General features: G+C 39.6%; 12 protein-coding genes and 1 tRNA gene. 4 read left to right on the top strand and 9 right to left on the bottom strand.

From position 1 onward, the window contains the following. Positions 1–2 precede the first annotated feature (2 nt). On the top strand, positions 3–1,697 hold the full coding sequence (gene recJ / locus C7S20_RS05285; RefSeq protein ID WP_107011502.1) for a single-stranded-DNA-specific exonuclease RecJ: 1,695 nt from the start codon (positions 3–5) through the stop codon (positions 1,695–1,697). A gap of 81 nt (positions 1,698–1,778) precedes the next feature. On the opposite strand, the gene C7S20_RS05280 is transcribed toward recJ, so the two are convergent. From C7S20_RS05280 to C7S20_RS05270, 3 genes are all read right to left on the bottom strand, one after another. Further along, positions 1,779–4,406 (bottom strand): M1 family aminopeptidase, encoded by a 2,628-nt coding sequence (locus tag C7S20_RS05280; protein WP_107011501.1) that lies wholly within the window; start codon positions 4,404–4,406, stop codon positions 1,779–1,781. 247 nt (positions 4,407–4,653) lie between these two features. Next, positions 4,654–5,412: a UDP-2,3-diacylglucosamine diphosphatase gene (locus tag C7S20_RS05275; RefSeq protein WP_107011500.1), complete on the bottom strand. Its 759-nt coding sequence runs from the start codon at positions 5,410–5,412 to the stop codon at positions 4,654–4,656. A gap of 273 nt (positions 5,413–5,685) precedes the next feature. Further along, the gene (locus C7S20_RS05270) at positions 5,686–6,135 is read right to left on the bottom strand and encodes a 6-pyruvoyl trahydropterin synthase family protein (RefSeq protein WP_107011499.1); all 450 of its coding nucleotides are present in this window, start codon (positions 6,133–6,135) and stop codon (positions 5,686–5,688) included. A gap of 100 nt (positions 6,136–6,235) precedes the next feature. Between C7S20_RS05270 and C7S20_RS05265 the strand changes: the two genes are divergently transcribed. Next, entirely contained in the window at positions 6,236–6,886 is a 651-nt protein-coding gene (locus C7S20_RS05265; protein ID WP_107011498.1) for a 2OG-Fe(II) oxygenase, read from the top strand. Between the two features lie 225 nt (positions 6,887–7,111). On the opposite strand, the gene C7S20_RS05260 is transcribed toward C7S20_RS05265, so the two are convergent. The 5 genes from C7S20_RS05260 to C7S20_RS05240 all read right to left on the bottom strand — a co-directional run bounded on the left by C7S20_RS05260 (position 7,112) and on the right by C7S20_RS05240 (position 10,319). After that, complete coding sequence (locus C7S20_RS05260; RefSeq protein ID WP_107011497.1) at positions 7,112–7,525, bottom strand: type II toxin-antitoxin system VapC family toxin; 414 nt, start codon at positions 7,523–7,525, stop codon at positions 7,112–7,114. Then, positions 7,522–7,767, bottom strand: a complete 246-nt coding sequence (locus C7S20_RS05255; RefSeq protein ID WP_107011496.1) for a DUF6364 family protein — start codon at positions 7,765–7,767, stop codon at positions 7,522–7,524. Before C7S20_RS05255 ends, C7S20_RS05260 begins: the two co-directional genes overlap by 4 nt. Positions 7,768–7,858: 91 nt before the next feature. After that, positions 7,859–8,050 carry a hypothetical protein gene (locus tag C7S20_RS05250; protein WP_107011495.1) on the bottom strand — a complete coding sequence of 64 codons (192 nt, stop codon included), beginning with the start codon at positions 8,048–8,050 and terminating at the stop codon, positions 7,859–7,861. Between the two features lie 115 nt (positions 8,051–8,165). Continuing rightward, complete coding sequence (locus C7S20_RS05245) at positions 8,166–8,933, bottom strand: enoyl-CoA hydratase/isomerase family protein (RefSeq protein ID WP_107011494.1); 768 nt, start codon at positions 8,931–8,933, stop codon at positions 8,166–8,168. Between the two features lie 57 nt (positions 8,934–8,990). After that, entirely contained in the window at positions 8,991–10,319 is a 1,329-nt protein-coding gene (locus C7S20_RS05240; protein ID WP_107011493.1) for an MATE family efflux transporter, read from the bottom strand. Positions 10,320–10,615: 296 nt separating this feature from the next. Between C7S20_RS05240 and C7S20_RS05235 the strand changes: the two genes are divergently transcribed. Together C7S20_RS05235 and C7S20_RS05230 are read left to right on the top strand one after the other, a co-directional pair. Beyond that, on the top strand, positions 10,616–11,449 hold the full coding sequence (locus tag C7S20_RS05235) for a helix-turn-helix domain-containing protein (RefSeq protein WP_107011492.1): 834 nt from the start codon (positions 10,616–10,618) through the stop codon (positions 11,447–11,449). A 78-nt stretch (positions 11,450–11,527) separates the two neighbouring features. Next, positions 11,528–11,601: transfer RNA gene (locus C7S20_RS05230), tRNA-Ala, on the top strand. Between the two features lie 49 nt (positions 11,602–11,650). On the opposite strand, the gene C7S20_RS05225 is transcribed toward C7S20_RS05230, so the two are convergent. Next, positions 11,651–12,823, bottom strand: a complete 1,173-nt coding sequence (locus C7S20_RS05225; protein ID WP_107011491.1) for a putative metal-binding motif-containing protein — start codon at positions 12,821–12,823, stop codon at positions 11,651–11,653. Positions 12,824–12,980 lie beyond the last annotated feature (157 nt).

The following is a 12,980-nucleotide window of genomic DNA, read 5'->3' as shown; positions in this document are numbered from 1 at the left end:
TCATGCGCTGGACTATAAAACCTAAACCTGATTCTGAAACCCTTAGAAAGCTAGCTGAAAAGCTTGAAGTAGGCGAACCTGTTGCGGGACTTTTGGTGCAGCGGAATATTACCACTTTTGAGGAAGCGCGTAAATTCTTCAGGCCGGATCTCGAAGATCTCCATGATCCCTTTTTGATGAAAGATATGGACCGCGCGGTAAACCGTATTGAAGAGGCTATTGAAAATCAAGAGAACATTCTGGTTTATGGCGATTATGATGTAGATGGTACCAGCAGTGTGGCGCTGATGTCTTCTTTTCTCAAATTCCGTTATCCAAACGTGGCGACTTATATTCCAGATCGTTATGATGAAGGTTATGGAATTTCGTATAAAGGGATCGATTTTGCAGCTGATAATGATATTTCACTGATCATCGCGCTCGACTGCGGGATTAAAGAGATTGAAAAGGTGGCATATGCAAAAGAAAAAGGGATCGATTTTATAATTTGTGACCACCACCGGCCGGGCAAAGATATTCCTGATGCCGTGGCGGTGCTTGATCCAAAAAGGAGTGATTGCGATTATCCCTATGATGAACTTTGTGGTTGTGGCGTTGGTTTTAAGTTAATCCAGGCTATCACGCGCAAGAATGGCGAAAATGAGGAAATCCTGTTGCCGTATCTTGATCTTGTGGCAACTGCCATAGCCGCTGATATCGTTCCGATTACTGGAGAGAATCGAATTCTTGCTTACCACGGAATGAATGTCATCAATGTCGCTCCACGTAAAGGCCTTGAATGCCTGCTTGGCGAAAGGAAAAACATCAATATTACCGATGTGGTTTTTATCGCTGCTCCAAGGATAAACGCTGCAGGAAGGATGAAGCACGGGCAACATGCCGTAAATCTTCTTACTGAAGAAGATGAAATCACCGCGAAGAAACTCGCGCAGGAAATTGAAGAATTTAATTCGGAGCGGCGCAATACCGATAAGCTGATCACCGAAGAGGCGAAAAAGCAGATCATTTCCCTTCAGGAAGAAAGCCGGCTCACTACAGTTGTTTTTAGCGAAAACTGGCATAAAGGCGTTATTGGTATTGTGGCTTCACGTCTTACCGAAACCTGGTATCGCCCGACCCTTGTTTTTACCAAAAGCGGCGACAAACTTGCGGCTTCGGCAAGATCGGTGAAAGGCTTTGATGTTTATGAAGCTCTGGAAGGCTGTAAAGATCATATCGAACAGTTTGGAGGCCATAAATATGCTGCGGGTCTCACTTTACTCGAATCGGAATATGAAAATTTCAAGCGCAAATTCGAGGAAGTGGTTTCAGAAACAATAGATCGGAAACTGCTCACTCCGGAAATAAGTATTGATGCGGAACTTTCTTTAAAAGATATTACTCCGAAATTTTATCGAATTCTGAAACAATTCGGCCCCTTTGGACCGGGTAATATGTCTCCGGTTTTTCTTAGCCGCGGACTTATAGATACCGGTTTTGGAAAATGCGTGGGCGAGGACGGAAAACATCTTAAATGTCAGGTAAAACAGGAAGATGCCGGTCCGGCCTTTGAAGTAATCGGATTTAATCTGGGAGAGAAACTCGAACTCATAAAAAACCACAAACGTTTCGATGCGGTTTACAGCCTCGATGAAAACACGTGGAATGGAAGAACAACTATCCAGTTAAAACTGAAAGATATAATGGCTGCAATTTAAGGCAAACAATCTTTTTCGGTTAAAAAATAAAAGGGCGAACTTTTTTGTGAACGCCCTTTCTTGATTTTTCTGCCCGGGTTTTTATTCTACCTTGAAATTAGTGTCTTTGAGCCCACTGTTAATTTTCACATCCTGAACTTTCATGCTTAGTTCCTGCCCGAAAGCATTGGTAGTTTGCTCAAATGGTATTTTTACCCCATTGACCTCCCGATAGTTACTGTATTTTTTAATAGTACTGTTTTCATCTGCAATCACTTCTTCTTTGACTTTTAATCCGGAGTCGGCATCATAATACTCCTTAACCACTTCACCTTCGGGAGTGGTTACCTGCAAAACATACAGATCTTTGCCATTATTGACTTGCATGCCCAAAAGTTTGGTTTGATATCCTTCTTCCAGGTAATTCAATTCAGGAAAAATTTGAGTTCTACTCTTAAGCACCTCTTTTTGTTCGTCATTGAGGTTCTGAGTCTGTCCGTAGCTTTCAACACTTACCTCATCACCATTGACGATATACTGTACGAGCGTTTCATTGGCTTCAGGAACAGTAATAGACATCCTGTATTTGTCGGGGCGCTTTTTCATGGAGGTAATCTTCAGAGTATTTCCCTGTAAGTCCACTTCCATTTCTGTTACCATATCTTTCACATCTTCCAAAGTACTTCTTCCGCCTATAGCTTCAAGATATTTTTCAATCACTTTTGTGGCTGTTTGCCCGGCAGGTGCATTAACTAAAGTACTAATTTTATTGTTTTTTGGATTTACGTCTGGCACTTCATGATCAGGGTCAATTTCCACAGAAACAATTTCTGAAGTAGATGGATAGGTATAAACATACTCCGGACCTGTCATCCATATCTCCACAGGAAGCTTAACTATTTCTTCCCTGCCATTTTTCTGAATGATCTTCAAAGTAGTGGGCATGACCATTTTATCTTTATTGAGCAGTGTGATCTGCGCTCCCTGTGAAGGATCTCCATTCACATAATCTATAGATTCTACAGCCTGATCAAGTTTCCAATTGTTCATGATCCAGCCTTTCCAGAACCAGCTGAGATCTTCCCCTGCTGCATTATTCATGGTATTGAAAAAATCCCAGGGCGTTGGATGTTTAAATGCCCAACGTTTTATATATGTCCTGAAAGCATAATCAAAGCGGTCTTTACCAAGTACTGCATTTCTCAGTACCCGAAGCGCGGTTCCCGGTTTATAATAGGCCTCTATTCCCAGGTTATGCTGGTTATGGATGACATCTGGAACGGTAAACACAGGATCGAGGCGGTCATCGAATAGATTATACCCGGCATCCTGTATATCTTTTTCGTCGAAAAACTCACCGTTATTAAATTCTTTGGTGCTAATCTCATTTATAAAGGTGTTAAAGCCTTCATCCATCCAGGCGTATTTACGTTCGTTTGAACCTACTATCATAGGAAACCAGTTATGGCCAAATTCATGGTTAATTACACCCCACAATCTTTGGTTTTTACTCTTATAACTGCAGAATACAATCCCGGGATATTCCATGCCGCTAACCTGAGCCCCAACATTGGTAGCCACCGGATAGCTGTAGGGATACCATTCTTCGGAATATAATTCGATAGATTTTTTAACAAATTCGGTAGATCTTCCGTAAGCATTTTTTCCGGAACTTTCTACCGGATAAACTGATTGGGCAAGTGCTTTTTTTCCTTTTGGAAGTTTGATTCGTGCAGCATCCCAGATAAAGGCCTTTGAAGCGGCCCAGGCCACGTCACGACTTTGCTGCATTTTAAAATGCCAGGTGAGCATTCCTTTACCGTTCCCCTTCACATGTTGGTCATCCCTGATATCTTGAATAGAACGAATCGTTACAGTGGTATCACTTTTCCGGGCTTTCTCCAGCTGATTTCTTTCATTTTCGGTTAATACCTCTTTTGGGTTCTGCAGTTCTCCCGAACCTACCACTACCATATTGGCCGGCACGGTAATTTGGTAATCAAAATCGCCGTATTCAAGATAAAATTCACCGGTTCCAAGGTAAGGAAGAGTATTCCATCCATCCACCTCATCCAGAACTTCCATTCGAGGATACCATTGAGCGATAGTGTAGATCCAACCGTTTTTAGTATTTACCCTTCCCATACGGTCTTTTCCGTGCTCCGGGATCACAAAAGAATAGTCAATACTGATCTCCATTTCTTCGCCCTTGGCCTCCAGGGCTTCCGGGAGGCGTATTTGCATTCTGGTATCGTTCACTATGTAATCAGCTTTTAATGACTTTTTGCCCATTTTAATACTGACGTTATTAAGATCATATCCCTTAGTGAAAGTATGTACTCCATTGCGGTCTTCAGCAGGATACAGAGCGGAACCCCTGGAATCTTTTTTAAATGTGTTTTGATCGAGTTGTAGCCACAGAAAATCTAAATTATAGGGGCTGTTGTTAATGTAGGTAATGGTCATTTTTCCTTTAACAACTTGATTTATGGTGTCAAGGGTCGCCTCAATTTTATAATTCGCCCTGTTCTGCCAGTATTCAGGTCCGGGAATACCCGTAGCACTATGAAAGGCGGTAACCTGTCCCCTCATAAATAGAGGGCTGAAGACTTCATATTTGTCAAAAGTTGAATTTTGAGAGTTGTTTCGTGTTTGTTCCTGTTCCTGAGCCTTCATTGTAATTCCGCTCAAAAGGATCAGGAGAGTGAAAACTCGCATCAAAAATTTCATAAAAAGAAGAGATTTAAAATATGGATCGTAAAAATAACTTTAATATTTTAAAATTCTATAGATTAAGCACTGCATCCTGTAATCGAAGAAAAGATTCCTCTCAAAAATCTTTATTACCGAAGGATTTTCTTTAAGAGTTTTTTTCAATTTAAGTCTTTTCTGAAAAAATAATCCTCCTGAAATATTTCAGTTTTTTTTGGCAATTCCCTGACTTTTTTGGTGATGGAGCAGCGGGCTTCAAGAAATCTTAAGAATTATATTCCAGAAGTTTCAGGTCTTTTCCATCAAATTCGGCGTAAGTGTAGTGATTTATCCAATCGCCGGTATTGATGTAAATGGAATTTTCGCCAAGTTTAATTTCCAGCGGAAGATGCCTGTGACCAAAAAGAAAATAATCATAATGCCGGGATTCAAGTTTCCTTTTGCAGTATTGGATCAAAAATTCTTTGTCCTCGCCCAGAAACTCCATGTCTTCTTCGCCAGAGATCATTTTATTTTTTACCGAAAAATACTGGGCCAGCGGAACGCCAAGATCGGGATGAAGCCATCGATAAAGCCATTGGGAAAACGGATTGGTAAAAACTTTCTTCATCCGTTTATAGCCTTTATCACCTGGTCCGAGACCATCACCGTGCCCAATGAGGAATTTTTTAGAGTTGAATTCATATTCCTGAGGTGCATGATAAACGGGAATATTCAGTTCTTTTTCAAAATAATCGTTCATCCACAGGTCGTGGTTTCCCACAAAGAAATAAACAGGAATTCCTGAATCTTTAATTTCGGCCAGTTTCCCAAGCGTGCGTACAAAACCCTTTGGAACCACATGCTTATATTCAAACCAAAAGTCGAAAAGATCACCCAGTAGAAAAATGGCAGCGGCATCTTTTTTTATTTCATCCAGCCATTTAACAAAAATCACCTCACGATCTCGGCTGGCTTCCATAGTGGGAGCTCCTAAATGGTTATCGCTGGAAAAATAGACTTTTTTGCCTTCGGGTATCTTCATGGACAATGAATTCGGGATAAAGATAAAAGATTTCCCTGAATGGGCTTTAAGCAATTAGCCTTAAGCGAAAGCTAAAAGAGAGACTTCACAGGTTCTTGCCAGTCTTAAATTTTATGAGAAGCAGAGTCTTTCTTCTTGGCAGAGGGCTTGGATATTCTTTAAAAAAGATTCTGAAAATAGTTTAGGATGGCTTATAAATTCAACAGGATGAGCTAAGATATGAGATTTCTCACTTCGTTCGAAATGACTTGCAAGAACATACAGCTTTTAGCTTTAGTTATCAATCGCGTACCATTCGGCAAAGGAAGTGTCGGTTTCCTGAAGTTTTAACGAATGGAGCTTAATATGGGAAGGCAGGTGTTTATTGATCTTTTTTGCAAAATCAATGACCATATTTTCACTGGTGGGCTGGTAATCGACCAAAATCACATCATGACCACGATCTTTTAATTCTCTGGCGAGCTCAAGGTGTGGTGTATTCCTGTTGAAAACGGTTGCATGATCAAATTTGTCAACAATTTCTGATTTTACGATCTTTTTCAGGTCTCCAAAATCGATCACCATTCCAAATTTCACATTTTCGATATCGGTGATCGGTTCTCCTATTACCGTGACGCTGAGTTTATAGGAGTGGCCGTGTACATTTCGGCATTTTCCGTCATAGCCGTAAAGGGCATGTCCCGTTTCAAAAGAAAATTGTTTGGTGATCCTGATCTTGCTCATTTTACTCGTAATTTGAGTACAAAGATAATTGAAAAAATATGGCTGATATTTTAACATCAGCGATTTGATTTCTGATCTATATTTGCGAAATTTTCACCGTATGACTGAAACTCCTGAACTTTACGAACAGCTCGAATATGACGTGAACCCGCTTTATGAGAAGATCATTTCTGATCTAATTGAAAAGAAGTACAGCGTAATCGATCATTTTTTTGAACAGAACGAGGTAGCCCTCCTGCGAGATAGTCTGCTTGAGAAATATGAGGAAGATAACTTCAAGAAAGCCGCTATTGGCAATTTCACCAATGAGATCATAGAAAAATCTATTCGCGGAGATTTTATCCTCTGGATCAACGAGGAAGAAAAAGGAGAAGCCGAAAAACTGTTTTTCAATAAGGTAAATTCCCTGGTGGAATATCTGAATAGAACCTGTTTTATGGGAATTCTCACTAAAGAATTCCATTATGCGCTATATCCCAAAGGCACTTTTTATAAACGCCATCTGGATACTTTTCAGAATGATGGCCGGCGAAAGCTTTCGATCGTTTGTTACCTCAATTCAGAAGACTGGAAACCTGAAAACGGAGGCGAGCTTACTATTTATTTTGATGATAACGGAAGGGAAGATCAAGTGAATTTATATCCTTTTCCTGGCAGGTTGGTGATCTTCGAAAGCCAGGAGCTGGAGCATGAAGTAAAGGCTGTGGAAGTTCCCAGACTGAGCATTACAGGATGGCTTAAAACCAGGTAGTTATTTTTTTGATTTTCGGTAGATAAAAATACCAATCAGGATTAAGGCGATTATCAGCCAGAGCCCCATTCCATTTAAAAAACTGAAGAACGGTCACATATGTTCCTAAAGTTTTGGTAGTGAAGATACGGACCTCCGATCTTGTTTTTCTTTACTTGATTTCTATAAGGTTTCTTTTAAGTGAATAGACGCAAGGCAAAAATGCGATGTTAACCACTCGCAAAATTATTTCGTCGCTAAATATTCTCTTGCTGTAAGTACAGGTAATCTTGAATTTTTAAAATCTTTCTTATTTCTCGTGATTATTATATCCACGCCATTTTCAATTGCAGAATAATATTGCAGTCCATCCTCAAAATCAGAAAAACTTTCGTCACTTAAAGCGAGTTCGGTTATTTTATCATCAAGACTAAGAACTTCTACCAGCACCTTGAATTTCCTTAAAATTTCTCGTGCTTCTTTTGGAGATTTTAATTTTGTAAGAATGTAATTAGTGTTTGCAAAAGTTAAAGATGAAATTGTAAGTTGAAGTTGTTTTTTATCCGCTTGGGAGAATAAATTTGCCGCATCATCATAAAAATCCTTTCTTCCTGAGAGCAGATCTATGACAATATTAGTGTCAATCAATATTCTTTTCATTTATATTTCTCGATTAAATATTGAGTGTATTCTTCTTTTTCATCAAAATCATCATCTATTGAAATAACTCCGCTTAGGCTTTTAACCAATGGCGTAATCTCGCTTTTTTTCTCTTCTTTTTTTGTTAGCGAACCCAGGTATGATTCTATCAATTTTGATAAGCTAATATTATTTGATTTTGCATAATGTTTCGCAGATTCAATAATGTTACTGTTTAAACTTAAAGTGAGCTTTTTATCCATCGCCGATATGTTTTACGTGTAAATATAAATAATCATTACGTAATTTTTAAGCTAAATCTTGATTTTTACTTATGCCTCGCTCAAAATATCGCTATTCATTATTATTTTTATCCAGGTAGCGTTTTCGGTAACTGTAGCGTGCAAAAAAGAATATAAAAATAACCAGGGCAAGACCCAGCAGGTACCAAAAATTATCCTGCAGAAAATGTTCGATCGTCCAGCCCCATTCCTCATTGGGTGTTGCCGGTTTGTCCTGTGGTAATTCTGGTTGTTGTAAAGTCATGGTTTAATTTTTAAGGTTTTTCGAAGGATAATAAGTGCTATTATTCCGATGAGTAAGCCAAGGAACAGGAAAAGATTATCCATTAGAAAATTACCCAATTCTGCCCACATTCCTTCTATTTTTTGAATTTTTCGAGTGCCTTTTTGGTAAAATCGGAAAGCACAAGTTCACCTGAAATTGCTGCATTTTTCAACAGTAACTCACTCCAGTGATAGGTTCCTTGCCAGAAGACCTTTTTCATTTCATATAAAGCTTCTGGATTGTAAGAGGCAAGTTTTTCGGTAAATAATTCTAACTCTTTATCAAGTTCAGAAATATTTTCGAGAACTTTTGCGTACAATCCTTTTTCCTGTGCCCAGTAAGCATTTTTCCATTCATGGGCTGCCAGGCTCAGCTCAGCAAGTGCGGCAACACCAATTTTTCGTTCTACCGCAGGCGCAATAACAAAAGGTCCGATCCCGATACTTAGTTCGGAGAGTTTGATCGCTGCTGCTTCTGTGGCCATGGCATAATCACATGCGGCGATAAGGCCTACGCCACCGCCAACAGTTTTTCCCTGGATCCTGCCAATGATCAGTTTTTTACATTTCCGCATGGCATTGATCACATTCGCGAATCCCGAAAAGAAAAGTTTTCCCGCCTGCATATTGTCGATAGCCACCAGCTCATTAAAAGAAGCACCTGCACAAAAAGCTTTTTCGCCTTCCGATCTTAAGAGAATGATCTTTGCTGAATCTTCATCGGAAAGCTTTGAAATTTCCTTTTCCAGCCTTTCCAGTAAAACGGCTGGAAATGAATTACTCGCCGGATGGCCGAATTCTATGGTGGCAATGCCATTTTCAATATGAGTATATAAACTGCCGTCTTCGCGGTTGGTCATAATGATGTTTTTCTCAAAGTTAAGGATTAAGGCTTAAAGCGGGCATGTACTTAACAGATTCTAAACGTCCTTATGCAGATATTTTCTTCGGAAATAAATGACCAGCGTACTGCTTCTTATAAGCATCCAAACAAAAAATGCGATCCAAATTCCGTATAATTTGAGACCGAAGTAATCTGAAATGAGCAGGGCAGGGGTGAAGCCGAGAAAATTAGCAACTAAAAGCACATTCCGAAGGTATTTTGCTTCGCCCAGTCCTTTAAAAATACCATCGAACATAAAAGCAATCGCATTCACGGGTTGCATGAGAAGAACAATCCAGAAAACTGATGAAAAAAGCACTAAAACGGAAGCTTCCTTATTGAAAATTAAGCCAATCTGGTTATAAAGAACTGCACAAACAGCCATAAGGATCAATGCGATCAATACCGCATATTTGCTGATCCTTTTGCTTAATTCCCAAAGATTCTTGTAATCTTTCGCACCCAGTAATTTCCCGCCAATGGCGTTTCCCGCGTTGGCATAACCATCGATAAAAAAACTGAAAAACAGCCAGATATTCATCAAAATGCTCTGGGCGGCGATATAATTTTTCCCATAATCTGTCGCGTAAGCATTGGCAAGGTAAATGGCAAAATTAAGCGCTGCCGTTCGAACAAAGAGGTTTGCGGCCATGAGCAGCAGTCCTTTCATTCGTGGATTTATATTCCAACTCAGTTTTAAGTGAAAAGGGGTCTTTTTAAAAAAGAACCAGAAAGCCATTACCAGCATGACGCCCTGAGCGGTAAGACTTGCATAAGCAGCACCTTTGAGGTGCATGGGCGGAATGATCCCTTCAACTCCATACACCAGCAAATAGTCCAAGGCGACGTTAACTGCTGCACCGGTGAGGCTGCATTTCATGGCCCAAAGCGTATTCTGGAGTCCGCGAAAAACTCCGAAAATGGCAAAAGTGACAAGTGTAAGCGGATAGCCTAAGGCCCTTATCTGGTAGTAATCTTCAGAATATTTCAGAATGAGACCTTCCGCATTATAGGCGCTGAAAATTGCGCGTGCAAAATAGGCTGTGACGGCATAGATAACCAGGCTAAAAAGGAAATTAAAGGCAATTGCCTGGGGAATAAGCGTTTTTACCGCATGAAGGCGATTTGCGCCAAGATGCTGGGAAACTATCGCTGAAATGGCAGTTTTCGTCTGCGCTACGATCCAGATGATGGCTGAAAGAAAGGAACCAACAATTCCTGCCGCTGCGAGGGCCTCAATAGAATGCTCGTCAACATTTCCAATTACGGCAATATCGGTAAGGGAGATCAGCGGTTCTGCGATACCCGCGATGATAGCCGGAATAGCAATTCGATTGATATTTTTAAAACTGGTTGAATTATCCAATTTCCTTCAAATGAAAGGCAAATATAGAGGGATTCCTATAAAAATTAACCCTCAGTTTTTGTAATTGAGTTAGTAAAGGAGTTAATGAATCATTAAAACTTTCATTTTCAAGGTGGGAAAAATTTTATAATTATTAATTTAGCATGATTACAAATTTATCAGGCGCTACATTTACTGCCAGAGAACTCTACCTAAAGCACTTACTAAAAGCCTTAGATGCCATTTGTTTTAGTCTGGAAGTAAAAGACAGATAATTTTTACTAACCTATTTACCAGAATTAGATAGGGCTTCACCTATGGCAGATTATACGGCAAACCATCTCCTTCTTGATGATCATCCATTATTTTTTAATGTGAGTATTATGGATTATAAAAATGAGATAAAGAACCATGACCTAACTGGTTCAGGAAAAATTTATCTATGCTTTCTATATGGTGGTTTTTCCAAAATTAATTCCGACGGTTTTCAGCCAGAGCTGCCGAAGGTAAATATACAGCCGGTTGAAAATCACTTTTCTATGAGTGTTGATCCTGGAGCAAGATTGATTACAATGGGCATAAAGAGGCCGCAGTATTGGTACAATATAACTAAGCTAAAACTATCCAAAAAGAGTAAACCTCATTATAATTTTTATCGTGCAGTTCCTCCAGATATTCTGGATCCCCTTTATAAAGATTTTGAGGAAATGGAGAGTCCAAAAAAAATCCTTCGACGTATGGACAACACCCTCAAAGATTTTTACGGTGAATGGGGGAATAAGACTCCTATTGATGAACTTATTAATGAGATTTTAGAGAGGCATGGTAGAATTTCAATAAAAGAGATACTTGAAAAGTACCCAATAGCTCGCAGTACCCTCAATGCTTATTTCGACAAGTATATAGGTATAGCCCCGAAATTTTATATTAGGCTTATTCAATTCAATTATATTTTAAGAGAACATTTTATATATAAAAAATGCCTGGCAGATATTATTAGAGACTGGGAGTTTTATGATTATTCTCATTTTAAAAAAGATATGATGTTATTTACCGGTGTGTCGCCAACAAATGTTGAAGAGTTTCAAAATGATTCTATTAAAGGTTATTTTAATATTGATAGTCTTTTTAAAAAGATCAATTATGGGTAAGAATTGTTAAAAAAAGGACTTTTAAGGAATTCAAAATATTTACATATTTCAGAAAATTTGTTACATTTGCTGCCGCATGGGGGATTAGCTCAGCTGGCTAGAGCGCTTGCATGGCATGCAAGAGGTCATCGGTTCGACTCCGATATTCTCCACAAAAAAACCACCGATGAAAATCGGTGGTTTTTGTTTTTCAAATAGTGTTTAAAGTATTACTATAATTCCCCCATTTCCATCACTCGGAGGATTAGTGCTGGAATCACAATCTTTTGCAGGATCTGTTGCTCCAGGATGTACGCTACTATCATTATCATTACAGTCTGTGTTGTTTGTTACATAATCCTGCGGTTGTGAGCAGGCTTGTTTTGAAATGTCAGGATTACCGTAACCATCCCCATCTTTGTCATAATAGTAAGTGACTGGATTGGTGCAACCACCCCCGGAATTAGTACCCCCTCCGGCAACAGTGTTAGGATCACAATCCTTATCAGGATCTGTTGAGCTAGGTTTTATGGTTGGGTCACCATCATTACAATCCCCATCATATTCGGCATATCCCTCTGGAGCTTGAGAGTTACAGCTTTGTATAGAGCTTGATGTGCCAAAGCCATCGCCATCATTGTCCTGGTAGTAGGTGTATGGACTTGAACACGTGGTAGGGTCACAGTCTTTATCAAGATCTGTTGCGCCAGGATATGCGTCTGCATCATCGTCATTACAATCCCCTGGATCTGCCGCGTAACCTTTAGGAGCTTCAGAAGCGCAACTTTCAATATTGGTGTCTGCTGAATCAACACCAAATCCATCGCCGTCTCCATCATAATAATAGGTGGTTTTATCAAAACCTTCGTCAATGGCTCCATCACAGTCATTATCGATGCCATCACAAATTTCTTCGGCATCAGGGTTTACAAGCTTGTTGTGGTCATCACAATCATCGGCATTGTCAACATAACCTTCGGGAGTCTCACAAGCTTTTTTTGTATTTTCCGGGTCACCAAAGCCATCTACATCACTATCGAGGTAATGGATAGTCTCAGGATTTAGGTCAGGGTTTGTATCATCACAATCCCCCATTTCACCATAGCCGCATTCATTATCGGGCACATAGCCATCGTCATCCTGATCGTCCAGGCGTACATCACCATGATCAAGATGATCCTGTAATGCTTTGTCTGGTATTGTGAGAATCAGGTAGCTGTCATCTTCCTCGGAATAATGGCAAACAATCAAATCTTTTGGTTTGTCTGGTTTGTCTGGTTTGCCCGGAACATGGGCAGATGCATCATAATTTTCAACAGGCATCTGATCAATGGATTCCTTCTGGCAGGAAACTGCAGCAAATACTAATAAAAAAAGAAACACATAATTCTTCATAAGAATAATTTTAAGTTAGAAATTTTTTTGAATGAATTTTCAACCTAACGCTGGTAAGGTCGCGATGTAAGAATCAATATAAGTTAGGGAAGCTGTAATATTAATCTACATAGGTGAGGTACTCCTTGTACGCGATCATTGAAAACATTAGTTTCTA

The sequence above is a fragment of the Christiangramia fulva genome (genome assembly GCF_003024155.1).
GTDB lineage: Bacteria > Bacteroidota > Bacteroidia > Flavobacteriales > Flavobacteriaceae > Christiangramia > Christiangramia fulva.
The sequence above is the reverse complement of the archived record's forward strand: the minus strand, read 5'-3'. Positions and strand labels throughout refer to the sequence as shown.

Coding starts and splice junctions, on each gene's coding strand:
- recJ (WP_107011502.1), top strand. CDS start 3: ATGCGCTGGACTATAAAACCTAAACCTGATTCTGAAACCCTTAGAAAG.
- C7S20_RS05280 (WP_107011501.1), bottom strand. CDS start 4,406: ATGAAATTTTTGATGCGAGTTTTCACTCTCCTGATCCTTTTGAGCGGA.
- C7S20_RS05275 (WP_107011500.1), bottom strand. CDS start 5,412: ATGAAGATACCCGAAGGCAAAAAAGTCTATTTTTCCAGCGATAACCAT.
- C7S20_RS05270 (WP_107011499.1), bottom strand. CDS start 6,135: ATGAGCAAGATCAGGATCACCAAACAATTTTCTTTTGAAACGGGACAT.
- C7S20_RS05265 (WP_107011498.1), top strand. CDS start 6,236: ATGACTGAAACTCCTGAACTTTACGAACAGCTCGAATATGACGTGAAC.
- C7S20_RS05260 (WP_107011497.1), bottom strand. CDS start 7,525: ATGAAAAGAATATTGATTGACACTAATATTGTCATAGATCTGCTCTCA.
- C7S20_RS05255 (WP_107011496.1), bottom strand. CDS start 7,767: ATGGATAAAAAGCTCACTTTAAGTTTAAACAGTAACATTATTGAATCT.
- C7S20_RS05250 (WP_107011495.1), bottom strand. CDS start 8,050: ATGACTTTACAACAACCAGAATTACCACAGGACAAACCGGCAACACCC.
- C7S20_RS05235 (WP_107011492.1), top strand. CDS start 10,616: ATGGCAGATTATACGGCAAACCATCTCCTTCTTGATGATCATCCATTA.
- C7S20_RS05225 (WP_107011491.1), bottom strand. CDS start 12,823: ATGAAGAATTATGTGTTTCTTTTTTTATTAGTATTTGCTGCAGTTTCC.